This is a genomic window from Yimella sp. RIT 621 (assembly GCF_004146205.1).
Taxonomy (GTDB): Bacteria; Actinomycetota; Actinomycetes; order Actinomycetales; family Dermatophilaceae; genus Yimella; species Yimella lutea.
The window spans coordinates 66,601-89,984 of record NZ_SEIP01000008.1 but is presented as its reverse complement, the minus strand read 5'-3'; the positions used below and the strand labels follow the sequence as shown (position 1 = coordinate 89,984).

Annotated in this window: 23 protein-coding genes; 9 read left to right on the top strand and 14 right to left on the bottom strand. The window is 68.2% G+C overall.

Translation table 11 applies throughout. The features are described from left to right. Window positions 1-3: 3 nt before the first annotated feature. Together truB and rbfA are read right to left on the bottom strand one after the other, a co-directional pair. Window positions 4-909, bottom strand: a complete 906-nt coding sequence (gene truB, locus EU513_RS09240) for a tRNA pseudouridine(55) synthase TruB (RefSeq protein WP_240795993.1) — start codon at window positions 907-909, stop codon at window positions 4-6. A 7-nt stretch (window positions 910-916) separates the two neighbouring features. Next, the gene (rbfA, locus tag EU513_RS09235) at window positions 917-1,354 is read right to left on the bottom strand and encodes a 30S ribosome-binding factor RbfA (RefSeq protein WP_129625608.1); all 438 of its coding nucleotides are present in this window, start codon (window positions 1,352-1,354) and stop codon (window positions 917-919) included. Window positions 1,355-1,522: 168 nt separating this feature from the next. On the opposite strand from rbfA, the gene EU513_RS09230 reads away from it, so the two are divergent. Next, the gene (locus EU513_RS09230) at window positions 1,523-2,092 is read left to right on the top strand and encodes a hypothetical protein (RefSeq protein ID WP_129625607.1); all 570 of its coding nucleotides are present in this window, start codon (window positions 1,523-1,525) and stop codon (window positions 2,090-2,092) included. Between the two features lie 155 nt (window positions 2,093-2,247). Here EU513_RS09230 and EU513_RS09225 read toward each other — a convergent pair whose 3' ends face one another. From EU513_RS09225 to EU513_RS09195, 7 genes are all read right to left on the bottom strand, one after another. Next, entirely contained in the window at window positions 2,248-3,267 is a 1,020-nt protein-coding gene (locus tag EU513_RS09225) for a TRM11 family methyltransferase (RefSeq protein ID WP_129625606.1), read from the bottom strand. Window positions 3,268-3,449: 182 nt separating this feature from the next. Next, window positions 3,450-6,425, bottom strand: a complete 2,976-nt coding sequence (gene infB, locus EU513_RS09220; protein WP_129625605.1) for a translation initiation factor IF-2 — start codon at window positions 6,423-6,425, stop codon at window positions 3,450-3,452. Window positions 6,426-6,532: 107 nt separating this feature from the next. Continuing rightward, entirely contained in the window at window positions 6,533-6,916 is a 384-nt protein-coding gene (locus EU513_RS09215) for a YlxR family protein (protein WP_205744728.1), read from the bottom strand. Then, complete coding sequence (nusA, locus tag EU513_RS09210; protein WP_129625604.1) at window positions 6,913-7,962, bottom strand: transcription termination factor NusA; 1,050 nt, start codon at window positions 7,960-7,962, stop codon at window positions 6,913-6,915. The genes EU513_RS09215 and nusA overlap by 4 nt, the downstream gene beginning before the upstream one ends. Further along, window positions 7,962-8,498, bottom strand: a complete 537-nt coding sequence (rimP, locus tag EU513_RS09205; protein ID WP_129625603.1) for a ribosome maturation factor RimP — start codon at window positions 8,496-8,498, stop codon at window positions 7,962-7,964. Before rimP ends, nusA begins: the two co-directional genes overlap by 1 nt. Window positions 8,499-8,628: 130 nt before the next feature. Further along, window positions 8,629-9,336 (bottom strand): phosphoadenylyl-sulfate reductase, encoded by a 708-nt coding sequence (locus EU513_RS09200; RefSeq protein ID WP_129625602.1) that lies wholly within the window; start codon window positions 9,334-9,336, stop codon window positions 8,629-8,631. After that, window positions 9,333-10,976: a nitrite/sulfite reductase gene (locus EU513_RS09195; protein ID WP_240795992.1), complete on the bottom strand. Its 1,644-nt coding sequence runs from the start codon at window positions 10,974-10,976 to the stop codon at window positions 9,333-9,335. Before EU513_RS09195 ends, EU513_RS09200 begins: the two co-directional genes overlap by 4 nt. Window positions 10,977-11,110: 134 nt before the next feature. On the opposite strand from EU513_RS09195, the gene EU513_RS09190 reads away from it, so the two are divergent. From EU513_RS09190 to EU513_RS09175, 4 genes are all read left to right on the top strand, one after another. Continuing rightward, entirely contained in the window at window positions 11,111-12,124 is a 1,014-nt protein-coding gene (locus tag EU513_RS09190) for a hypothetical protein (RefSeq protein ID WP_129625600.1), read from the top strand. Continuing rightward, the gene (locus EU513_RS09185; RefSeq protein ID WP_129625599.1) at window positions 12,121-13,008 is read left to right on the top strand and encodes an aminoglycoside phosphotransferase family protein; all 888 of its coding nucleotides are present in this window, start codon (window positions 12,121-12,123) and stop codon (window positions 13,006-13,008) included. The genes EU513_RS09190 and EU513_RS09185 overlap by 4 nt, the downstream gene beginning before the upstream one ends. Before the next feature lie 117 nt (window positions 13,009-13,125). Beyond that, window positions 13,126-14,001 carry a DUF929 family protein gene (locus tag EU513_RS09180; RefSeq protein WP_129625598.1) on the top strand — a complete coding sequence of 292 codons (876 nt, stop codon included), beginning with the start codon at window positions 13,126-13,128 and terminating at the stop codon, window positions 13,999-14,001. Then, window positions 13,998-14,489, top strand: a complete 492-nt coding sequence (locus EU513_RS09175; protein ID WP_129625597.1) for a vitamin K epoxide reductase family protein — start codon at window positions 13,998-14,000, stop codon at window positions 14,487-14,489. The genes EU513_RS09180 and EU513_RS09175 overlap by 4 nt, the downstream gene beginning before the upstream one ends. Here EU513_RS09175 and EU513_RS09170 read toward each other — a convergent pair. The 4 genes from EU513_RS09170 to EU513_RS09155 form a co-directional block, all read right to left on the bottom strand. Next, window positions 14,471-15,259, bottom strand: coding sequence for a TSUP family transporter (locus EU513_RS09170; RefSeq protein ID WP_129625596.1), 789 nt, complete (start codon window positions 15,257-15,259; stop codon window positions 14,471-14,473). The two genes, EU513_RS09175 and EU513_RS09170, sit on opposite strands and share 19 nt — an antisense overlap. Further along, complete coding sequence (locus EU513_RS09165; protein WP_129625595.1) at window positions 15,259-15,963, bottom strand: HAD family hydrolase; 705 nt, start codon at window positions 15,961-15,963, stop codon at window positions 15,259-15,261. Before EU513_RS09165 ends, EU513_RS09170 begins: the two co-directional genes overlap by 1 nt. Next, entirely contained in the window at window positions 15,960-17,732 is a 1,773-nt protein-coding gene (locus tag EU513_RS09160) for a proline--tRNA ligase (protein ID WP_205744726.1), read from the bottom strand. The genes EU513_RS09165 and EU513_RS09160 overlap by 4 nt, the downstream gene beginning before the upstream one ends. A 99-nt stretch (window positions 17,733-17,831) precedes the next feature. Then, window positions 17,832-19,487 carry an acyl-CoA dehydrogenase family protein gene (locus tag EU513_RS09155; RefSeq protein ID WP_129625594.1) on the bottom strand — a complete coding sequence of 552 codons (1,656 nt, stop codon included), beginning with the start codon at window positions 19,485-19,487 and terminating at the stop codon, window positions 17,832-17,834. Between the two features lie 87 nt (window positions 19,488-19,574). Here EU513_RS09155 and EU513_RS09150 point away from each other — a divergent pair, with 87 nt between their 5' ends. The 4 genes from EU513_RS09150 to folP all read left to right on the top strand — a co-directional run bounded on the left by EU513_RS09150 (window position 19,575) and on the right by folP (window position 22,985). Continuing rightward, entirely contained in the window at window positions 19,575-19,994 is a 420-nt protein-coding gene (locus EU513_RS09150; protein WP_129625593.1) for a Fur family transcriptional regulator, read from the top strand. Window positions 19,995-20,048: 54 nt separating this feature from the next. Then, on the top strand, window positions 20,049-21,590 hold the full coding sequence (locus EU513_RS09145; protein WP_129625592.1) for a catalase: 1,542 nt from the start codon (window positions 20,049-20,051) through the stop codon (window positions 21,588-21,590). Further along, a complete protein-coding gene (locus EU513_RS09140; protein WP_129625591.1) occupies window positions 21,587-21,973 on the top strand; it encodes an ankyrin repeat domain-containing protein in 387 nt (128 codons plus the stop codon). The genes EU513_RS09145 and EU513_RS09140 overlap by 4 nt, the downstream gene beginning before the upstream one ends. A gap of 70 nt (window positions 21,974-22,043) precedes the next feature. Further along, window positions 22,044-22,985, top strand: a complete 942-nt coding sequence (gene folP, locus EU513_RS09135) for a dihydropteroate synthase (protein WP_129625590.1) — start codon at window positions 22,044-22,046, stop codon at window positions 22,983-22,985. Here folP and EU513_RS09130 read toward each other — a convergent pair. After that, window positions 22,982-23,365 (bottom strand): DoxX family protein, encoded by a 384-nt coding sequence (locus EU513_RS09130; protein WP_129625589.1) that lies wholly within the window; start codon window positions 23,363-23,365, stop codon window positions 22,982-22,984. The two genes, folP and EU513_RS09130, sit on opposite strands and share 4 nt — an antisense overlap. Window positions 23,366-23,384: the final 19 nt, after the last annotated feature.

Here is a 23,384-nt window from a genome sequence, read left to right as displayed (position 1 = left end):
ACCTCAGCCGGCCGGGAAGACCACCTTCGACACAGCACGCTCCCCGGTCTGGTCGAGGATCGCCACGAGATCCTCGTCCGGGCCGATGGCTGCCACCACGTCGATCCGCGGTCCTGACGAAGCGAGCTTCTGTCCGTATCGCAACGCGCGTGCCTGCGCCTCGTCGAGTTCGCGCACCGGGAACTGCTCGCGCGCCGCCTGCGCCATGGGCAGGATGTTCAGCGGTTCATCGGCGTGATGGGCCTTGTTGAGCTCGTCCATCGTCGGTACGCCGTCGATCGTGTACCGCCCGACGCGTGTGCGGCGCAGCGCGATGAGGTGCCCACCGACTCCGAGCAGATCGCCCAGATCCCGGGCGAGCGCACGGACGTAGGTGCCCGACGAGACCTCGACCTCCACTTCAAGGTCAAGGGCTCCGTCCCCGATCTCCGGACGTGGGGTGCTCGACCTGATCTCGAAGGTGCTCACCGTCACCGGCCGAGCCGCGAGCTTCACCTCGTCGCCTCGGCGCACCTTCGCGTACGCCCGCTTCCCGTCGACCTTGATCGCGCTCACCGAACTGGGTACCTGCTGTATCGACCCGGTCAGCCGTGCGACCGCGTCCGAGACGGCGCCGGCGTCGAGCTGCGCCGTCGCAACTGTGGCGGTGATGTCGCCCTCGGCGTCATCGGTGACCGTCGCCTGACCCAGTCTGATCGTCGCGGTGTACGTCTTGTCGCACCCGACCAGGAAGGTCAGCAACTTGGTCGCCCGATTGACACCGAGCACCAGCAGTCCGGTGGCCATCGGGTCGAGCGTGCCTGCATGCCCGACCCGGCGGGTGCCGACGAGGCGACGGGTGCGGGCCACGACGTCGTGACTGGTCCAGCCGGCCGGCTTGTCGACCAGCAGGAGTCCGTCGTCGGTCACTCGTCGGTCACTCGTCACCGGCGTCGTCCGCCGCAGGCTTGCGGTACGGGTCGGCGTCGCCGGCGTACTGGGCACCGGCATTGCGCTGCAGTTCGGCGTCGCGTTCCCGCGCGGCGGCGAGAGCTGCCTCGATGTTCGCTGCACCTTCGGGGATCGCGTCGGGAATGAACTCCAGCGACGGGGTGAGCCGGATGCCGAGGCCCTTGCCGACGTGCGAGCGGATCCGGCCGCGGTTGTCGGCGAGCGCCGCCTCGGTGTCGGCGCGCGCCTTGTCGTCCCCGAAGATCGTGTAGAACACCGACGCGTGCTGCAGGTCGCCGGTGACCCGGACGTCGGTGACGGTGATGAATCCGAGGCGCTCGTCCTTCAGCCGGAACTCGAGGTACTCGGCCACCAAGGACTTGATGCGTTCGGCGATCTTTCGTGCGCGTGCGGGGTCAGCCATGCGTGCAAACCTACCGCCAACGACGTCGGCCATCGTCGTCGGCGGGTGCGTGCTGCGACGAAGTCCCAGCATTGCGAGGGCATCCCGACAGCCTCCTGACAGCCACCGGCCCGAATCTGCTTCAGGACGACACCGGACGGTGTCGGTTCCGACTCAGGAAGGCATGACATGGCAACCATGAAGATCCTCGCGACTGCCGGACTCGCGGCGGCAGCAGGTCTCGGCGTGGGCGCGGCCGCGACCTCGCTCGCCGACACCACCTCGCCGAGCGCGACCAGTTCACCGAGCTCGTCGAGCTCGTCGAGCTCCTCGTCCGCTGACTCGAACAAGAGCTCCGGTGACGACGCGACGAAGGATGCGACCAAGGATTGCGGTCCGCGTGCGGGGAAGGACGCTCGCGGGATGCACAAGCACACGGAGGTGACCGGCACGGCCGCGACCAGCGTGAAGAACGCGGTGACCGCGAAGTATCCAGGCGCGACGATCGAGAAGGTGTTGCAGGACGAGGACGGCTCGTACGACGTGCTGGCCACCAAGTCCGGCGACAGGGTCATGTACGAGGTGAGCAAGGACCTCAAGACGATCACCGAACGCACCGGCGGCCCCGGTAAGGGCGGCCCGCGTGGTGAGCGTCCGGCTCCCCCGACCGGGCAGGGTCAGGCGGGCGACTCCTCGGCAGGCTCGTCCACAACGTCGCCCTCGGGGACGGCGCAGTCCAGCTGGACGCCGACCGTCTGAGTCATTCGCTGAGCATCTCCGCGATCGGGACCGCGTGAACATCGCTGAGCGGCAACCCAGTTGGCTGCGCTCACGGGACCTCACGTGGTCTCGATCGCGCTCGGTCGGTAACCCTGCCTCACTACTCGACCGGCGTGAGGGCGTGGCCCGTGTTGTCAGGGTTCCTTGCGAGCGACGATGAGGTCGCGGTCGATGGAGGCGTCGACCCGGTGGCGGAAAGAGCTGTCCCGCCAGTCGGTGACCACGATGAGACCGTGTTGTTCCAACATCAGCGCCAGGTCCTCGGCGGGAGCCACGTGTCGGTTGTAGGACAGACCGACCGCTCCTCCGGTGCGCAGCGTCCGGATCCATGCGGGCATCGCACGGTCGAGCAGTTCGAGCGGACGGCGCGAGAGACGGTCTCCGTGTGATCCGTGCTGCACGCCGTACGGGGTGTCGGTGACGATGACGTCGATGCTCGCCGCACGGACGAGGCCACCGAGGTCGGTGGTGTCGGTCGACAGATAGCGCACCGTCTGCGTGTCACCGGTTTTGAACGCGTCCTTGGTCGGTGCCACCTCGAGAGTGAACTCGCGACCGCGTGCCCGTCCGCCGGTCGTGCTCGCGCCCCGGTCCATCGTGTGTTTGAGCCGGTGCGCCTGCACCCACGTCTTCAGGAACGCGGCGTAGGTGTCGTAGTCCTTGCGGTCGACGTCGACGCCGGTGACGCTGTACCCCGCCAGCAGAGCGATGTTGAGGGTCGTCCCGCGTCCGCACATCGGGTCCATGACGTCCAGGCCGCCCTCCAGCCACTTGCTCGGACGCTTGGTCGCAGCCGCAGTGACGTTGAGCAGCAACCGCGTCCACTGTTCGTTGGTCTTCCCCTGGTACTTCTGAATCGTCACCAGATCGCTGGGGTAGAACTGCCTGCGCTGCAACGGAATCGGCCGCAGCAACTCACCCTCGCGCTCGAACAGCGCGAACGTCGCCGAGAGGTTCGACAGAGCCGGCACGACCTCGTCACCGGAGGCGGAAATGGTCAGGTAATCGACCCCCGCCAATTCGATCGGCGCGACGTCGGGCGTCGATCCGAAGGCCGCCAGCACGGTCTCGATCTCGGCCGCGGCCAGGCGCGGGGCAGCGTCCGCATAGACACGATTGCTCGACGGTGCGACCAGCACCAGGTACTCACTCACGACCGGTCACGCTACCGGGCGGACGGCGCCGCCATTTCGGGGAGGCGTTTGTCCCACCGGCAGCGAACTTTCCCTTCTCGCGGGGAAAGTCCCTCCCTGTTCCTGCCAGGACGCGATCAGGGACGCAGGAAGCCCCCGGTGCGAGCGAACTCGCACCGGGGGCTCCATGAAGAGCAGCGGGATCAGGCCCGCGGCTTCTCCCGCATCTCGTACGTCGCGATGAGATCGCCCAACTGCAGGTCGTTGTACGACCCGAGGTTGATACCGCACTCGAAGCCCTCACGGACCTCGGTGACGTCGTCCTTGAACCGGCGCAGACCGGCGATCTCGACGTTCTCGGCCACGACGACGCCGTCGCGGGTGATGCGCGCCTTGGTACCACGCCTGATCTCACCCGAGCGGACGATCGAGCCGGCGATGTTGCCGAACTTGGACGAGCGGAAGATCTCGCGGATCTCCGCGGTACCGAGCTCGACCTCCTCGTACTCCGGCTTGAGCATGCCCTTCAGGGCCGCCTCGATCTCCTCGATGGCGCTGTAGATCACCGAGTAGTACCGGATCTCCACACCTTCCTTGTCGGCGTACTCCGCGTTCTGACCCTCGGCTCGCACGTTGAAGCCGATGATCACCGCGTTGGAGGCCACCGCGAGGTTGATGTTGTTCATCGTGATCGAGCCGACGCCGCGGTCGATGATGCGCAGGTCGACCTCTTCGCCCACATCGATCTGCATAAGGGCGTCCTCGAGCGCTTCGACCGAACCCGACACGTCACCCTTGAGGATGAGGTTGAGGGTCTCGACCTTGCCGGCGGCGAGGTGCTCGTTGAGGTCCTCCAGGCTGATCCGCTTGCGCGCCTTGGCCAGGCTGGCCTGACGGTCGGCAGCTTCACGCTTCTCGGCGATCTGGCGAGCAGTGCGGTCGTCCGGAGCCACGATGAACGTGTCACCTGCACGCGGCACCGAGGCCAGACCGGTCACCTGGACCGGACGGGACGGGGTCGCCTCGTACACGTTGTTGCCGTGCTCGTCGAGCATCGCGCGGACGCGGCCGTGGGCCGTTCCGGCGACGATCGCGTCACCGACACGCAGCGTGCCCGACTGCACCAGGACGGTGGCGATCGCACCGCGTCCACGGTCGAGGTTGGCCTCGATCGCGACGCCGCGAGCGTCCTTGTCCGGGTTGGCGCGCAGGTCGAGGGCGGCGTCTGCGGTGAGCAGGACGGCCTCGAGCAGCTCGTCGATGTTCTGACCCTGGCGAGCCGACACGTCGACGAACATGGTGTCGCCGCCGTACTCCTCCGCGATCAGGTTGTACTCGGTCAGCTGCTGACGCACCTTGGCCGGGTTCGCACCGTCGACGTCGATCTTGTTGACCGCGACGACGATCGGCACATCGGCCGCCTGCGCGTGATTCAAGGCCTCGACCGTCTGCGGCATGACACCGTCGTCGGCCGCGACCACGAGGATCGCGACGTCGGTGACCTTCGCACCACGTGCACGCATGGCGGTGAACGCCTCGTGACCCGGGGTGTCGATGAAGGTGATCGGCCGGTCGTTGCCCTCGTGCTCCTTGTGCACCTGGTAGGCACCGATGTGCTGGGTGATGCCACCGGCCTCCGACGCCTGGACGTCGGCGTTACGGATGGCGTCCAGCAGTCGCGTCTTACCGTGGTCGACGTGACCCATGACGGTCACGACCGGCGGACGGGCCTGCAGGTCCTCGTCGGACTCGGCATCGGCCTCTGCCTCGAGGTCGATGTTGAAGGCGCCGAACAGCTCCTTCTCCTCGTCCTCCGGCGAGACGACCTGGACGTCGTAGCCCAGCTCGGCACCGAGCAGCTTGAAGGTGTCCTCGTCGAGCGACTGGGTCGCCGTGGCCATCTCACCGAGGTGGATCAGCACGGTCACCAACGACGCGGGGTTCGCGTCGATGCGGTCGGCGAAGTCGGTCAGCGACGAACCGCGACGCACCCGCACGACGGTCTTGCCGTCGCCACGGGGAACGCTGACGCCACCGATCGACGGAGCCTGCATCTGCTCGAATTCCTGACGCTTCGCGCGCTTGGACTTGCGACCGCGGACCTTTCCGCCGCCTCGTCCGAACGCACCCTGCGTGCCACCACGACCACCGGGACGGTTGCCGCCGCCACCGGGACGACCGGCGAAACCGCCGCCGCCCGGACGACCGGGCGCACCGCCGGGGCCGCCACCGGGACGACCGGGGCCCCCACCACGCGTGGGACGGTCACCGGGACGACCGATCGAGGAGCGCTCCGGCATCATGCCGGGGCTGGGACGGGATCCACCCGGGCGCGGGGCGCCACCGGCGGGAGCACCACCGGGACGCGGACCTGCCGGACGCGGACCCGCTGCGCCACCGGCGCCGCGAGCCGAGGCCGGACGGGGCATGCCCTGGCTGGGAGCGAACGGGTTGTTGCCCGGACGCGCCGGCTGACCCGAGCGCATGCCCTGGCTGGAACTGAACGGGTTGTTGCCCGGACGCGGTGCGCCGGGGCGGCCACCACCGGACGCGCCGGCTCCACCGGGACGACCCGGACGCGAGTCACCACGACCTTGATCGCGACCTTGATCGCGACCCTGATCACGCGCCGGACGCTCTTCACGAGCGGCCGGAGCAGCCGGTGCCGGACGAGCACCGGGCTTCGGTGCTGCCGGACCCGGACGGTTCGACGTCTCGCGAGCCGCCGGGGCGGCGGGCTGCGCGGCCGGCGCGGACTCGGCAGCGGGTGCCGATTCGGTCGTCGGCTTCGGGGCGGCCTTCACCTCGGGCGCGGCTGCGGGCGCGGCTGCGGGCGTGGCAGCCGCGGCCGGAGCCTGCGGCTCTGCAGCGGGCTTGGCCGGTGACGGACCCGGACGAGCGGAGGTGCTCGACGGGGTGCTCGATGTGCTGGACGGGGACGGCGCAGCCTTCTTTGCGCCGGGCTTCGGCGCAGCCGACTTCGCGGCCGGCTTGTCGGCCTTCTCCTCGGCCTTACCCGCCGAGGGCGGCGGGTTCTCCTTGATCTTGCGGACGACCGGAGCCTCGATGGTGGAGCTCGCCGTCTTGACGAACTCTCCCTGCTCCTTCAGGTACGCAAGAAGTTCTTTGCTCTCGATCCCGAGCTCTTTTGCGAGCTCGTGAACTCGGACCTTTGCCACGCTTCTCCTTTATGGATTGCGACGGTCCGAGCGCGAAAGAATCGCGAGCGAACCGTCAATCAGAGGGTGTTGCTCATCGCTGAGTACTCATCGGGTGCTCATCAGCGTCAAACCCGCTTTCGGTTCTCTTCCTTGTCCGCGGCATCGGTCGATGCAGCGGCGTCGTGCATGGCCCACCACTCCTGGACGGGTGTGGTGTCCACCTGCGCCGGTACTCGCAACGCGCGTCCGAGTGCCTGACGGGCCAAAGCCCGTTCGACACATGCGACTCGCGGATGCAACCAGGCTCCCCTGCCGGGCAACCGGCCTCGCTCGTCGACCATGACCTGCCACCGAGACGGCCGCTCACGATCGGCGATCGCGACGAGGTGTACCAACTCGGACCGTTCGTCCCGCTGCCGGCAGCCGACACACGTCCGCAGACCGGTGTGTGCAGGTTTGTGGCCACGTTCTGGCGAACCGTCCGCGAGCAAGTCTAGCGCAGCGTTCACTCCCCGCCGTTGCCGGCGGGTCCGGCGGCGGTCGGCGAACCGGACGCAACAGCCGGTCCACCGGGCGCCGTGTCGGGACGGATGTCGATGCGCCAGCCGGTCAGTTTGGCCGCGAGTCGGGCGTTCTGACCCTCCTTGCCGATCGCCAGCGAAAGCTGGTAGTCGGGCACGATGACGCGCGCAGCCTTGCCGGCCCGGTCGGTGATCTCCACTGCGGAGACCCGCGAGGGCGACAGCGCAGCGGCAACGAACTCGGCCGGGTCCTCGGAGTAGTCGACGATGTCGATCTTCTCGCCGTGCAGTTCGGTCATGACGGCCCGCACCCGCGAGCCCATCGGGCCGATGCAGGCACCCTTCGCGTTCACGCCGGGAGTCTTGGAGTGCACCGCGAGTTTGGTGCGGTGGCCGGCCTCGCGGGCAAGAGCCGCGATCTGCACGGTGCCGTCGGCGATCTCGGGCACCTCGAGCGCGAACAGCTTGCGCACCAGGTTGGGGTGGGTGCGCGACAGACCGATCTGCGGGCCCTTCGGTCCGCGCTTGACGCTCACGACATAGCAGCGCAGCCGCTCACCGTGCTTGTAGGTCTCGCCCGGCACCTGCTCGGCGGACGGCAGGAATCCCTCGACCGTGCCGAAGTCAACACGGACGGTGCGCGGGTCACTGGACTGTTGGATGATGCCGGCGACGATGTCGCCCTCGCGGCCCTTGAAGTCGCCGAGGATCGCCTCGTCCTCGACGTCACGCATGCGCTGGACGATGACCTGTCGGGCGGTCGCCGCGGCGACGCGTCCGAAGTTGTCGGGGGTGTCGTCGAACTCCGGGCCGGGGTCGCTGCGGACGCCTTCGTCGTCGATCTCGCCGTCCTCACGGGCCCACACAACGACATGGCCGCTCTTGCGGTCGAGTTCGACGCGGGCGTGCCGCAGGGATCCCTCCACGCGGTGGTAGGCGGTGAGCAGCGCCTGCTCGATCGCAGGCACGATGACATCCATCGGGATCTCGCGCTCCCGTTCGAGCGCGCGCAGTGCAGCCATGTCGATGTCCATCAGAGCTCTCCTTCCTCGGCCCGGTTGAACTCCACGTTCACCTTGCTCTTCGTCGTGTCTGCGTAGGCCAGCGTCGTCAGCGCAGGTTCGCCCTTGGCGGGTTGGACCAACAGGTCGAAATCGTCGGCACCGGCGCGCATCACGCGTCCGGTGAGTTCGCCACCCTCGGTGCGGGCGACCGTGATCAGCCGGCCGACGTTGCGCCGGTAGTGCCGCGGCTCGGTGAGCGGGCGGTCGATTCCGGGCGAGGAGACCTCGAGTACGTAGGGCTGTTCGCCCATCGCGTCGGTCTCGTCGAGACGGTCGCTGATGACGCGGGTGAGTTCACCGACGGTGTCGAGATCGAGCGGCTCGATGGCTGAGGTGTCGTCTGCGGGGTCGAGATCGGACAGGTCGCGGTCGACGAGCACGCGGACGACGCGGCGCTTGCCGGCGGGGGTGACGGTGAGGTCCTCGACGCGTGCGCCCAGGGGGGCCAACGCGCAGGTCAGGTCGGCAAGGATCTGCTGGTGCCGATCCGTCGGGCTGGTGCTCATCGCCTGACTCCTGTGTTCTCGAGTGGGATCAACCACTCTAATCAGGACGGCTGCCGCTGCACCAATCGAAAGCGGGGTTGTCCGACCGGCGAGCCGGTCGTCTTCGACCCCGACTCGTCCAGGCACACGGTCAGCGTGCCCGGAGCGTCTCCTGCGACGTGTGGATCCCGCACTCGGTCTTCCCGGTGCCGGACCAGCGTCCGGCGCGGGCGTCCTCGCCGGCAAGCACCTTGCGCGTGCACGGCGCGCAGCCGATCGACGGAAATCCCTGGGACAGAAGCGGATTCATGATCACGTCGTGCTCGGCGACGTACCGCTCCACGTCCTCGTCGGTCCACGCGGCGAGCGGCGCGAGCTTGAGCAGCTCACGGCGATCGTCGTAGGAGACGACCGGCGTCCCGGCCCGCGACGGCGACTCCGCGCGCCGCAGACCTGTCGCCCAGGCGGCCTTCCCGTCGAGCGCCTCGTCGAGCGGATGTGTCTTTCGTAACGCGCAGCACAGGTCGGGGTCGCTGTCGTGCAACCGCGGGCCGTACTCGGCGTCCTGCTCGGCGACGGTCTGGCGCGGCTTGGCATCGATCAGCCGGACGTCGTACTCGCGGGCGACGCGGTCGCGGGTCTCGATCGTCTCGGCGAAGTGATAGCCGGTGTCGAGGAAGACGACCTGGATGCCGGGGACGGCCTTCGAGGCGAGGTGCACCAGCACGGTGTCCTGCATCGAAGCGGCGACCACCAGGTCGTCCCCGAACCGCTCACCCGCCCAGCGCAGGATCTCCTGCGCCGGGGCGTCGGCAAGCTCGCGGGACGCGGTTTCTGCGAGCGCCGAGAGGTCACTCATCGCAGGTGCTCCTCGTCGGCCCGGCCGACCCATTCCGCGAACCGCTCGCCGTCGGTGCGCTGCTGCGCGAAGTTGGTGGCAAGGCGCTCGACGTAGTCGCCGAGTTCGGCGGAAGTCACCTTGTGTGCGCGCAGCTTGCGGCCGAAGCCGGCGTCGAGGCCGAGCCCTCCACCGAGGTGCACCTGGAATCCCTCGACCTGTTCTCCGTCGGCGGTGGTGACGATCTGCCCCTTCAGACCGATGTCGGCGGTCTGGATGCGGGCGCACGAGTTCGGACAGCCGTTGAGGTGGATCGCGATCGGCACGTCGAGGTCGAGGTGCTCCAGGCGCGCATCCAGTTCCGCGACGAGGTCGATCGCGCGCTGCTTGGTGTCGACGATCGCCAGCTTGCAGAACTCCAGACCGGTGCACGCCATCGTCGAACGACGCCAGCGCGACGGATTCGCCTCCAGGCCGACGGTCTTCATCTCGGCCACGAGCGGCTGGATCTGCTCAGGCGGCACGTCGAGCACCAGGAGTTTCTGGTGCGGAGTGAGCCGGACGCGTCCACTGCCGGCCCGCTCGGCGGCGTCGGCGACCTGCGACAGGATCGTGCCGGACACGCGTCCGACGACCGGCGCGAAGCCGATGTAGGCGTTGCCGTCGACCTGCTTGTGGATGCCGATGTGATCCAGCGGGGTCTCGTCGACCGGCGCCGGCGGACCGTCCGGCAGGTCGAATCCGAGAAACTCCCGCTGCAGCACGTCACGGAACTTCTCCGGTCCCCAGTCGGAGACCAGGAACTTGATGCGAGCACGGTGACGCAGACGCCGGTAGCCGTAATCGCGGAACAACTGCACGACGCCGTACCAGACGTCCGGCACCTGTTCGAGGGTGACGAAGGCGCCGAGGCGGACCGCCAGCTTGGGGTTGGTCGACAGGCCGCCACCGACGAGGAGGTCGAAGCCAGGACCGAGTTCGGGGTGGACGACGCCGACGAACGAGACATCGTTGATCTCCGGCGCGGTGTCGGGCAGCCACGAGATGGCGGTCTTGAACTTGCGCGGCAGGTTGCTGACGGTCGGGTCACCGATGTAGCGGCGGCTGATCTCGTCGATCGCAGGCGTTGCATCCAGCACCTCTGCCGAGCTGACACCGGCCACGGGCGAACCGAGCACCACACGCGGGCAGTCGCCGCACGCCTCGGTGGTCGAGAGCCCGACGGCTTCGAGGCGCCGCCAGATCTCCGGGACGTCCTCGACCCGCACCCAGTGCAACTGGATGTTCTGTCGATCGGTGATGTCGGCCGTATCCCGGCCGAACTCGGTCGAGATCTGCGCGATCACCCGCAACTGCTCGGTGCTGAGCGCTCCGCCGTCGCAGCGGATCCGAAGCATGAAGAACTCGTCGTCGAGTTCCTCCGGCTCCATCGACGCCGTCCGGCCGCCGGAGATCCCCTGGCGGCGCTGGGTGTACAGCCCCCACCAACGCATCCGGCCACGCAGATCGTCGGGATGGATCGAGGCGAACCCCTGCTTGGAGTAGACCTCCTCGATCCGGCGACGCACGTTCAGGCCGTCGTCCTGCGCCTTGAACTGCTCGTTGTGGTTCAGCGGCTCGCGCTGGTCGAGCGCCCACTGCCCCTCGTTCTTCGTCGTCACGACTGTCACGTTCCATAACTTCCCATTTGGTGACCCCAAACTTCAAATGATGCATGCCGGGATCTCGGACGGCGAGACGCCCCCGGCTGCGAGCATGCGACGGCGCACAGCCGAGCCGTGCGACACTGGCGCGCATGTCCGGTGCCGCAGCCTCAGGTGAGGACTCGCGGACCGTCTTTGCCACGCGGCGCTCCGTGCTCCTCGCGACCACTGCCCTTCCCTTGGCGGCGTGCGGCGTCCGTCTCGAGCGGGACGCCCCGCAGATCCCCGGAGTACCGACGGCGACCCCACCCGCCGACATCGCGGTCATGCAGGAGACCATCGCCCGTCTGCGCGCGCTCAGCCGCGCGCTGTCCGGTCAGGAACCTGCCCCGTGGACCGGTCGTCTGGCTGCGCTGCACAGCAAGCAGGCCGACGAGCTCACCCGCATCGCGGCGTCTGCCGGGATCACCGTCGAACCATCACCCGTCGCTTCCTCGACCGGTATCACCACCACGGACAGTTCGACGATGACGCCGGTGACCACCCGCCCCGCGCCCACATCCTCCCCCGGTTCGGCGACCACGAGCAGTTCGACGATCACCGTCCACCCCGCCGGAGTGCTGGAGGCGGACGAGATCAAGCCCGGACGCTTCGGCGCGGTGATCCGTGCGAGCGCGCAGCACCGGCCGGTACTCCTGGCGGTGCTGGCCGGGCACCGCACGGGGGCGCGTCTGCTCGGAGCGGTCGACTCGCCCGCGATCACCGGCTTGTCCGCCAAGTCCGCCGCCACGGTGCTCGGACCGGTGCGCACAGCCACCTACGCCGCCGAGGTGCTCATCGCCAAGACCCAGGTGAAGCAGCGCGGCGATCTGGCCGGTCTCCTTTCCTTCCTGTACGCCGAGCGGATGCGGCTGGGCTCCGAGGCAGGGTCACGAGCACCCGCCGAGCAGCTGAGTTACGCGCTGCCCGCGGGCTCGGACGACCCGACCCGCGCCCGGACGACGATGGCCCACCTGCTGGGATCGTGCGTCGTCGCGGCGGCGAGCGTCAGCGGTGAGGAGCGCGACCCTGGCGGGGCACGGCGCACGCTGGAGCTGTGGGGCGACCTGGCGGCCGCAGCCTGGACCTGGGGCACGGCGCCGACCACCTTCCTCGGGCTGAAATGAGTCTGATCCCGGAAGCCTTCGCTTCTTCGATCGCCGGACGTGAACCGCAGCCGTACGTCGGCGGCGATGCCTGGTTGCGCACCCTGCCCGCGACGCTCGACCGCCTGCTCGACGACTGGCAGCTGACGGTGGACGGCGAACCGATGTTCGGTGAGTGCGCACTCGTCCTTCCCGTTGCGGGCGCCGGCGAACAGTCCGTACTCAAAGTGACTTGGCCCCACCTCGAAGCGTCTACCGAACATCTGGCGCTGCGGGCCTGGGACGGCGACGGTGCGGTGCGGCTGCTGCGCGCCGATCCGCGGCGATGGGCCATGCAGTTGGAACGCCTCGACCCCACCGACCTCACCAGCGTCCCGGTGCTCGAGGGATGCGAGGTCATCGGCGACCTGATGCGTCGACTGGACCGGCCCGCTCTCCCACAGCTCATCACACTCAGCGACCTGAGCAGTCAATGGATCACGTTGTGCAGCAACGGGTCTGCAGCCGTTCCACGACGCTTCACCGAGCAGGCCGCATCCATGGTGCGCGATCTGCAGCACGACGATGTCGACGCCTCGCTGATCCACCAGGACCTGCACTTCATGAATGTCCTTGCTGCGGGGCGGACCTCTTGGCTGGCCATCGACCCGAAGGCGCTTGCCGGCGAATGGGAATTCGCCGTGGCGCCGGTGCTCTGGAACCGCGACGACGTCACGGCAGCCGCGCACCACGTCCGGTCACACCTTCGGCTGCGCCTGGGAGTCGTCTGCGAGGCGGCCGGTCTGGACGAGGACCGCGCCGCCGCATGGACCTTCGTCCGGGTGATCGTGAACGCCCTGTGGGGGTCGGACTCCAAGGGGTGGGTGACGCGGATGATCACGATCGCCAAGGCGATGACCGACTGACCTACTACGCTGCGTAGGTCCCGCTCTCCCGTTCGACGAACGGCGGATTAGGCTCGGACCACGAGGCTCGAGGGGGAGGTACGTCCGCCCGAGCGAACGCACGTCGGAAGGAACACCGTGAGCATTCCCTCGACCCCCGGCAAGACCGGCCGTGAGCGGCTCGCTGAGGTCAAGGAACTTGAAGCCAGGCAGGCCAAGCAACGCAGGATGCTCGCCCTGGTGGCCGGTGTCGTGACCATTGCGGTGCTGGGCGTGGCGATCTTGTGGTTCGTGTCGCAGGGCAACAAGAAGAAGGAGAGCGAGTCCGCCGAGCAGCAGGCCCGCAACTCCCAGTTCATCAAGACGCTCACCACCATTCCGGCTGCCACCCACGACAAGGTCGGGTTCGGCGCGGCGACCGGCGTCCCGAGTGCGACCGACGGCCCGCAGGACAAGGTCGGGGACAAGCCACGCGTCCTGTACGTCGGTGCCGAGTTCTGCCCGTTCTGTGCGGTCGAGCGGTGGTCGCTGGTGTCGGCCCTGTCGCGCTTCGGCACCTGGGACGGTCTGGCCGGCGCTGTGTCCAGCCCGAACGAGGGTGCGATGTCGAACATCCAGACCGTCACCTTCAAGGACGCGACCTACACCAGTAAGTACATCGCGTTCAAGGGGTGGGAGACCAAGGACCGGATGGGCGAACCGCTGCAGACGATGTCGGACGCCGACTCGACCCTGGTGAGCAAGTACAACGACCGGGGATCCATCCCGTTCGTTCTGATCGGCGGCAAGTCGACCACGCAGGGCGCGACCTGGGACGGACGCAGCCTGCCGGGCATGACCAATACGGAGATCGCCGAGCAGATGGCCGACCCGAACAGCGCGATCTCCAAGGGAGCCGTCGGCGCGGCCAATGTCTACTCGGCGCAGATCTGCACTCTCACCGGGCAGCAGCCGGCGAACGTCTGCAACTCCGCGGGAGTGAAGGCGGCCGCAGCGAAGCTCGAGGTGAAGTGACCGACGTCCGCGCGACGCGGGGGTCGGTGCCCGGTTGGGTACCGACCACCTCGTTCGCACTCAGCGTGCTCGGGTTGGTGATCTCGGCGTACCTGACCTACGAGCACTACACCGGCTCTGATTCGTTGTTCTGCGCCGAATCCTCGACGGTCAACTGCCAGACGGTCACCACGAGCAAGTGGTCGTCGCTGTTCGGCCTGCCGGTGTCACTGCTGGGGCTGCTTTTCTTCGTCGCGATGGTCGTGTTGTGCCTACCGCAGGTCTGGCGTCGTGCTCCGCGTGCCGCCGACCTGACGCGGTTGGCCGCGCTGGCCGTCGGCGTGCTGATGGTGGGTTATCTGATCTGGGCCGAGTTCATGTGGATCGGTGCGATCTGCCTGTGGTGCACCGCTGTTCACGTGATCACGTTCGCGCTCGCGATCGTCGTGGTACTCGGCGAGATCCTGCGCGAACCGGCTCCTGAGCCCGCTCAGACCAGATCGAACTGACGCAGCACGTCGTAGCCGATCCGGAGGATGAACGCACTCACGACGACGACGAACACCAACCGGACGAACGTCGCGCCTTTCGCGACTGCCGTCCGCGCACCGAGGTAGCCACCGGTCATGTTGGCGGCGGCCATCGCCAGGCCCAGCTTCCAGAACCCGGCACCCTGCGGGATGAAGATCACCAGAGAGGCGAGGTTCGTGGCGAAGTTGGCGATCTTCGCCTTCGCCGACGCCTCCAGGAAGGCGTATCCCAGGAGACCGACCAACGCGAACACCAGGAACGAGCCGGTGCCCGGTCCGAGCGCTCCGTCGTACATGCCGATCGTGAACCCGGCACCGGCAGCGAGCACGGTGTGCTTGCGGCCGGTGTGCCGAAGCATCGTCGTCTGACCCAACGCCGGCTTGGCCACGGTGTAGATCATCACTGCGACGAGCGCGATCAGGATGATCGGGTTGAACGAACTGCGCGGCAGGTGCGAGGCGATGAGCGCACCGATCAACGATCCGGCGAACGCAGGAATCGCCAGTGCCAGAGCCGTTTTCGGATCGGGTCTGACCCGTCGCCAGTAGGTGACACTGCTGACGGTCGTGCCGGCGATGGAGGCCATCTTGTTGGTGGCGAGCAGGTGCACCGGCGCAGCGTGCGGGAAGGCGATCAGCAGCGCGGGCAGTTGCACGAGCCCTCCCCCGCCGACGACCGAGTCGATCCACCCGGCCGCGAGGGCTGCAACGACCAGCAGGATGAAGACAGTGGTGGAGATGTCGTCCATCAACGCCACCGCTCGACGTGGTCGGCGACCTCGTCGATGGTCTGGACGACGGCGTCCGGCTCGACCTCGACCGGCACCTGCTGCTCCCTCGGGATATCGCTGTGCGGCACCAGGATCGCCTTCATCCCGACCTGCTTGCTGCCGTGCACGTCCTCGAAGGGTCGGTCACCGACGTACGCGCAGTGTTCGGGAGCGACACCTACGGCGTCCGCAGCTGCCCGGAAGGCGTCCGGATGCGGTTTGGCCCACGGGATCTCGGAGGAGTAGACGTCACCGTCGATCAGGTCGAGCACGCCGTCGCGTTCGAAGATGCCGCGGTGGTGCTCGCGCGACCAGATGGTGTTCGACAGCACGCCGATGCGAATGTCCATGTCGCGCAGACGTTCCCACATCGGACGCACCAACGGGTCGGTGTAGGTGTGCTCGTCCCAGAATGCCAGGTGCGCGGCGAGTCCGGCCTCGTGCCGAGCGTCGGTGGGGTCGACGCCGGCGTCCCGCAGGATGCTCTCGACGCTCGCGCTCGTATGTTGCTCACGGGCACGCGCCCACGCTGCCTGTCCGGCGGTGACGATGCGTCCGACCATCTCGTGCGGGTTCGGCACACCCCACGCCTGCGCGTAGCCGAGCCACTCACGTTCGTAGTCGATGTCGCCGTGCCACGGGGTGAGCGTGCCGCCCCAGTCGAAGATGACGGCGCGGATCACGCCCCCGCGACCTCGCCCTTGACCTCGCGCAGCACCTCGGTGACCGCGCCCTCGACCGGCACGTCACGTCGCTCGCCACTGCGACGGTCCTTGAGTTCGACCGTTCCGTCGGCCAAGCCCTTGCCCAGGACCAGGATCGTCGGCACACCGATGAGTTCGGCGTCCTTGAACTTCACACCGGGCGACACCTTGAGGCGATCGTCGTACAGCACGTCCAGACCCTGGGCTTCGAGTTCGTTCACGATCTCGGCGGCCTTGAGGAAGACGGCATCGTCCTTGCCCGTGGCAACGACATGGACGTCGGCCGGGGCGACCTCGCGGGGCCAGACCAGACCGATGTCGTCCAAGTTGTCCTCGGCGATCATTCCGACCGCGCGAGTGACACCCACCCCGTACGACCCCATCGTCACGGTGACCAACTTGCCGTTCTCGTCCAGCACCTTCAGCCCGAGGGCCTCGGCGTACTTGGTGCCCAACTGGAAGATGTGACCCATCTCGACGCCGCGGGCCAGGGTGAGGGCACGCCCGTTCGGGCCGAGGTCACCTTCTCGCAGCTGAGCCGCCTGCACAGTGCCGTCGGCGGTGAAGTCGCGGCCGTACACCAGGTCGAGCACGTGCTTGCCGTGCTCGTCGGCGCCGGTCACCCACGCCGAACCCTCGGCGACGCTCGGGTCGAGCAGGTAACGGATCCCGCTCGCCTTCTCCTCACCGAGCACGCCGGGACCGATGTAGCCCTTCGCCAGCATCGGGTAGCGCTTGAAGTCGCTCTCCTCGAAGGGCTCGATCTCGGCCGGGGCGACCTTGGTCTCCAGCCGCTTCGGGTCGACCTCACGGTCACCGGGCAACCCGACAGCCAACGGCTCGCGGGTGCCGTCCGGGTGGGCGAGCATGACCAGCACGTTCTTGAGGGTGTCAGCGGCGGTCCAGGACCGGCCGTCCTCGCGGGGGTGGTTCGCGTTGAGCGCGGCGACGAGCGTCTCGATGGTCGGGGTGTCGGGGGTGTTCTCGACGTGGGCCGGACCGGCGGTGATCTCGACGGCCGGGGCCTGCGGCACCTCGACCGCCTCGACGTTCGCGGCGTAGCCGGCGTCGTCCCGGACGAAGGTGTCCTCACCCAGGTCGCTGACCGCAAGGAACTCCTCGGACGCCGAGCCACCCATCGCGCCGGCGTCGGCCTGCACGATGACGTACTCGAAGCCGAGCCGGTTGAAAATCTTGGTATACGCGTCGCGGTGCGCGTCGTAGGACTTCTGCAGGCCCGCTTCGTTGATGTCGAAGGAGTAGGAGTCCTTCATGATGAATTCACGACCACGCAGGATGCCCGCCCGCGGACGCGCTTCGTCGCGGTACTTGTTCTGGATCTGGTAGAGCGACAGCGGCAGGTCCTTGTACGAGGAGTACATGTCCTTGACCGTGAGGCAGAACATCTCCTCGTGCGTCGGCCCCAGCAGCATGTCGTTGTCGCGCCGGTCCTTCAGGCGGAACAGGTTCGGGCCGTACTCGGACCAGCGGTTCGACGCCTCGTAAGGCTCGCGCGGCAGGAGCGCGGGGAACTGCACCTCCTGGGCACCGATCGCGTCCATCTCCTCGCGGATGATCGCCTCGACCTTGGCGCGCACCTTCAGACCCAGCGGCAGCCAGGTGTAGATGCCGGGGGCCGCGCGGCGGATGTAGCCGGCGCGCACCAGCAGCTTGTGGCCCGGCAGTTCGGCGTCGGCCGGGTCCTCGCGCAGGGTTCGCAGGAACAAGGTCGACATGCGCAGTGCCACGGGCGGATCTCCAGATGTTCGTGGGTGTTGTTCGTGGTGGCTCTCGGGCCGTCCACCAGCCTATCCGTCCCCCCGCCCCTGCCGAATCCGTAGTATCGGTCAGGCGGGAAGGGGTCGTCGCGCGATCGAGCGGACGTCGGCGGACGCTGGCAGGGTGCCGTACACGCCGTCCCACTCCCCCGCGACGCGGCTGGCGACGAAGGCGTCCGCCACCTCGCCGGTGGAGTGCTGCACCAGGAGGGATGCCTGCAGGAGCACGGCGAGCCGGGCGGTGAGCGAACGGGCACGGCCCTGAGCGGTGACCAGATCGCACGACGCGACCTGCAGATCAGAAAGCGCGCTGTCGACGGCGCGATCGAGCACCTCGTACTCCCCTGCCGCACAAGCCATTTCGCGACGCCATGCCTCGACCGCTTCCGGCGATTTCGCGAGCACACGCAGCAGATCCAGTGCGTTGACGTTGCCGCTGCCTTCCCAGATGGAGTTCAGCGGCGACTCCCGCACCAGCAGCGGCATGCCCGACTCTTCGGCGTAGCCGTTGCCGCCCAGGCACTCCATCGCCTCGACGGTGACGGTCGGCGTGCGCTTGCAGACCCAGAACTTCGCCAGCGGTAGCGCCATGCGACGTAGCGCGATCTCGTGCTCGTCGTGCGGCTGCTCGACGGCGCGCGCCAGACGCAGGGCCAGGTGCGTCGCGGCCTCCGACTCCAGCGCGAGATCGGCGATCACGTTGGTCATCGCCGGCTGGTCGATGAGGGTGGCTCCGAAGGCAGCCCGCTGGGAGACGTGCCAACTCGCCTCCGCGACCGCCCGTCGCATCAACGCCGCGGAACCGAGCACGCAGTCGAGCCGTGTCGCCGCGACCATCTCGAGGATCGTCCGGACGCCCTTGCCTTCGTCCCCCAGGCGCTGGGCGTACGCGCCGTGGAACTCCAACTCGCTGGACGCGTTCGACCGGTTGCCGAGCTTGTCCTTGAGCCGCACGATGCGCACGTCGTTGAGCGAACCGTCCGGGCACACCCGCGGCAACACGAAGCAGCTGAGTCCGTCGGGCGCCTGTGCGAGCACGAGGAAGAGATCGTTCATCGGCGCCGAGGTGAACCACTTGTGCCCGGTGAGCCGGTACGACCCGTCGTCCTGGCGGTCGGCGCGTGTCACGTTGGTGCGCACGTCGGACCCGCCCTGCTTCTCGGTCATGCCCATGCCGGCGAGCAGGCCGCGCTTGGTGTGCGGTTCGCGCAGCCCGAAGTCGTAGCTGGTCGACGCCAGGAGGTCGGTCCATTCCTTGGCCAGCGCGTCGTCGGAGCGCAGCGCCGGCACCGAGGCGTACGTCATCGTGATCGGGCACCCGTGGCCCGGCTCGAGCGGGGTCCAGGCGATGTAGCCGGCCGCGCGGCGCAGGTGCGGCAGCGGCTCGTCGCTCACCCACGGCGTCGCGCCGAGACCGTGGGCGATGCCGCGACTCATCATGTGGTGCCAACTGGGGTGGAACTCCACCTCGTCGATGCGGGTGCCGAACCGGTCGACCGGGCGCAGCGCGGGCGGGTGCTCGTTGGCGAGCATCCCGTGCTCGCGGGTTTCGGCCGACCCCGCCTCGAGGCCGAGTTCGTCGAGCGAATCGAGTAGCGCGTCGGCGTGATCGCCCGCCTGGGCGCGCACCGCGGCGACGAGACCGGCATCGCCTCGGACGGCGTTGTGCCCGACGAGCGGGCGCGGCTGGTTGATCGGGTTGCGCTGGAAGACATCGGTGCTCACCCTTCGAAAGGGTAATTTGCCCGCCGCGCCGTCCACGCCTCGGGACTTATTCTTGACTCATTCCAGAAAACTTGAAAGGTTCGAGTCATGACCACCCCGACCGAGCTGCTGCGCGATGCGCAGTTGCGCGTCACCCGTCCGCGGGTGGCCGTGCTCGAGGTGCTGCGCGACCATCCGCACGCCAGCGCGGACGCCGTCGCACAACAGGTGCGCGCGGCGATCGGGACGGTCTCAACACAGGCCGTCTACGACGTCCTGCACGCGCTGGAGAGCGCGTCACTCATCCGCCGGTTCGAGCCGGCCGGATCGAGTGCGCGTTACGAGTTGCAGGCACACGACAACCACCACCACCTGGTCTGCCGCCGCTGCGGCACGATCACCGACGTCGAGTGCGGCACCGGCATCCGCCCGTGCATGGACGCCCCTGACGACCACGGTTTCGCCATCGACGAGACCGAGGTGACCTATTGGGGTCTGTGCCCCGAGTGCAAGTCGCTTGACCCCTGATCCGTTCGAGCTATCCACCGACGCAACAAGATTGCGCAACGAAGGAGAGATGGAATGACCGTCGAAGGACCCCGGCAGGACGCCGGTAACACCAAGCCGTTGACCACCGTCGCCGGTGCACCGGTGTGGGAGAACCAGAACAGCCTCACCGCGGGCGCCCGCGGCCCGATGCTGCTGCAGGACGTGTGGTTCCTGGAGAAGCTCGCCCACTTCGACCGTGAGGTCATCCCGGAGCGTCGTATGCACGCCAAGGGTTCGGGCGCCTACGGCACCTTCACCGTGACCAACGACATCACCAAGTACACCGGCGCGAGCATCTTCGCCGAGGTCGGCAAGAAGACCGAGATGTTCGCCCGTTTCTCGACCGTCGCCGGCGAGCGCGGCGCGGCCGACGCCGAGCGCGACATCCGCGGCTTCGCGCTGAAGTTCTACACCGACCAGGGCAACTGGGACCTCGTCGGCAACAACACCCCGGTGTTCTTCTTCCGCGACGCGCTGAAGTTCCCCGACCTCAACCACGCGGTCAAGCGCGACCCGAAGACCAACATGCGCAACGCCGAGAACAACTGGGACTTCTGGACCAACCTGCCCGAGGCGCTGCACCAGGTGACGATCGTGATGTCCGACCGCGGCATCCCCGACGGCTACCGCCACATGAACGGCTTCGGCAGCCACACCTACTCCTTCTACAACAAGGAGGGTGAGCGCTTCTGGGTGAAGTTCCACCACCGCAGCCAGCAGGGCCTGAAGAACCTCACCGACGCCGCCGCCGGTGAGATCGTCGCGGCCGACCGCGAATCGAGCCAGCGCGACCTGTTCGAGGCGATCGAGCAGGGCGACTTCCCCAAGTGGAAGCTGTTCGTGCAGATCATGCCGGAGGCCGACGCGGAGAAGGTGCCCTACCACCCGTTCGACCTCACCAAGGTGTGGCCGAAGGCCGACTACCCGCTGATCGAGGTCGGCGAGTGGGAGCTCAACCGCAACGCGGAGAACTACCACACCGACGTCGAGCAGGCCGCGTTCAGCCCGGCCAACGTCGTGCCCGGCATCGGCTTCTCGCCCGACCGCATGCTGCAGGGACGTCTGTTCTCCTACGGTGACGCCCAGCGCTACCGCCTCGGCGTCAACCACCACCAGATCCCGGTCAACTCCCCCAAGGGTGCGCCGCAGGTCAACTCCTACCACCGTGACGGTGCGATGCGCCTGTCGGCCGAGCCGACCCCGGGCATCAACCCGAACAGCTACGGCCGGTGGGAGGAGCAGCCGCAGTTCCGCGAGCCGGCTCTGAAGATCGACCCGCTCGCCGACCGGTTCGACTTCCGCCAGGACGACGCCGACTACTTCAGCCAGCCGGGCCAGCTGTTCCGCAGCTTCACCGACGCGCAGAAGCAGCGCCTGTTCGAGAACACCGCCCGGGCGATCAGCGGTGCCTCGGCCGAGACCATCGAGCGCCACATCGGCAACTGCACCAAGGCCGACCAGGCCTACGGCGCGGGCGTGCGTGCGGCGATCGACGCGCTCAACGCCGGTGAGGCCCCGAAGGCCGGCACCGAAGACCTCGAGTACGGCCCGGAGTTCGACGGAGACCTGCTCTGAGCCAGCGGGAACTCACGCCGGAAGAGCGCGAGCGCGTCGTTGCGCTCGCGCTCGACCTGGCGCGTGCCGGACGCGGTGACGAACTCCTGGAGTTCGTCGACCACGGCCTGCCGATCGACGTCGTCGACGGCGACGGCAACACCCTGCTGATGCTCGCGGCGTACCACGGTCACTCCGACACCGTCCGCCGGTTGTTGACGGCGGGCGCCGACCCGAACCTGCGCAACGGACGTGACCAGTCGGTCGTGGCCGGCGCGTTGTTCAAGGGCGAGCGCGAGATCGTGCGTCTGCTCGTCGAGGCCGGCAGCGACCTCGACGCCGGCACCCCGACCGCCCGCCAGGCGGCCGAGATGTTCGGTCAACAGGCCTTGCTGGACGGCTGAAGCGGTGCCAGCGAACGCCCACTCGGTCTTCGGGTGGGCGTTCGCTGTGTCCGGGTAGGTTGATCCGGCGATGACTTCCCACTCCCCCGCCCCCTTGCGCCTGCGCGGCCACACCTTCGACGCGTCCCGCCCGGCGGTGATGGCGATCGTCAACCGCACGTCGGACTCGTTCTGGTCGGGCAACCGGCACTCCTCACTCGAGTCAGCCCTGCACGCCCTGGACGCCGCCGTCGCTGCCGGCGCAGACATCGTGGATGTGGGCGGGGTGCGTGCCGGCCAGGAGGGCGATTGGGTGGATGACGCCGAGGAGATCGAGCGCGTCGTACCGTTCCTGCGCGCTGCCCGCGAACGACACCCCGATCTCGTCCTCTCGCTCGACACCTGGCGATCGTCCGTCGCACGCGCCGCCGCGGGGAACGTCGATCTGATCAACGATACGTGGGCCGGACACGATCCCGAACTCGTTTGCGTCGCAGCCGAACTCGGTGCCGGTTACGTGGTCTCGCACACCGGTGGTCTCCCGCCGCGCACCGATCCCGTCGCGATCCGGTACGCCGACGAAGGTGTCTCACGGGAGCAGGAGGACGCTGCCGTGGTCACTTCGGTCGTCCGCACCTTGCGTGAAGGCGCCGAACGCGCGGTCGCCGAAGGCGTCGCACCTGAACGGGTGCTGATCGATCCGACGCTCGATTTCGGCAAGACCACCCACCATTCGTTGGCCGTGCTGCGTGCCACTGCTGAGATTGTCGCCCTTGGTTTCCCTGTGCTGCAGGCGCTTTCGCGCAAGGACTTCGTGGGCGAGACGCTCGATCTTCCCGCTGATGACCGCTTGGAGGGAACTCTCGCGGCGACTGCAGTCGCCACCTGGCTCGGCGCGACCGTGTTCCGCGCCCACGACGTCCGAGCCACCCGACGCGTGGTCGACATGGTGGCTTCGATCCGCGGTGATCGCCCGCCTTCCGTTGCCCGGCGCGGCGAATCACCCGGTGGCCCAGGGGTTCGGCTTCGCTAGTGCCGCTCCGACCACACCCAGCGGATCATCGGCCACTGCAGCGGCAGGCGCGCGATCGTCGCGGCAGCCAGCGCGTTCCGGGTAGGACTCGGACGACGACGAGCCGCAGATACAGCATCGGCTGCCATCTTCACGTTGGCGGGAAAGACCGCCGCCAGCAACGCCGCAGACGCGACAGCTCCGACTGCCCGGGTGCGAGGCACGACAAGTGCTGCGGCACACGTGAGTTCCGCGACACCGGACAGATGCACGAGCGTCCTCGGGTTGCCCAAGAAGCGCGGCACGATCGGCTCGAAGACCTGCGGCCGCACCAGATGGGTCACACCCGAGGCGGTGAAGGCGATCGCGATACTGCGGGCTCCACGGGACAGTTCGCTCATTCGCCGACAGTACCGGCCG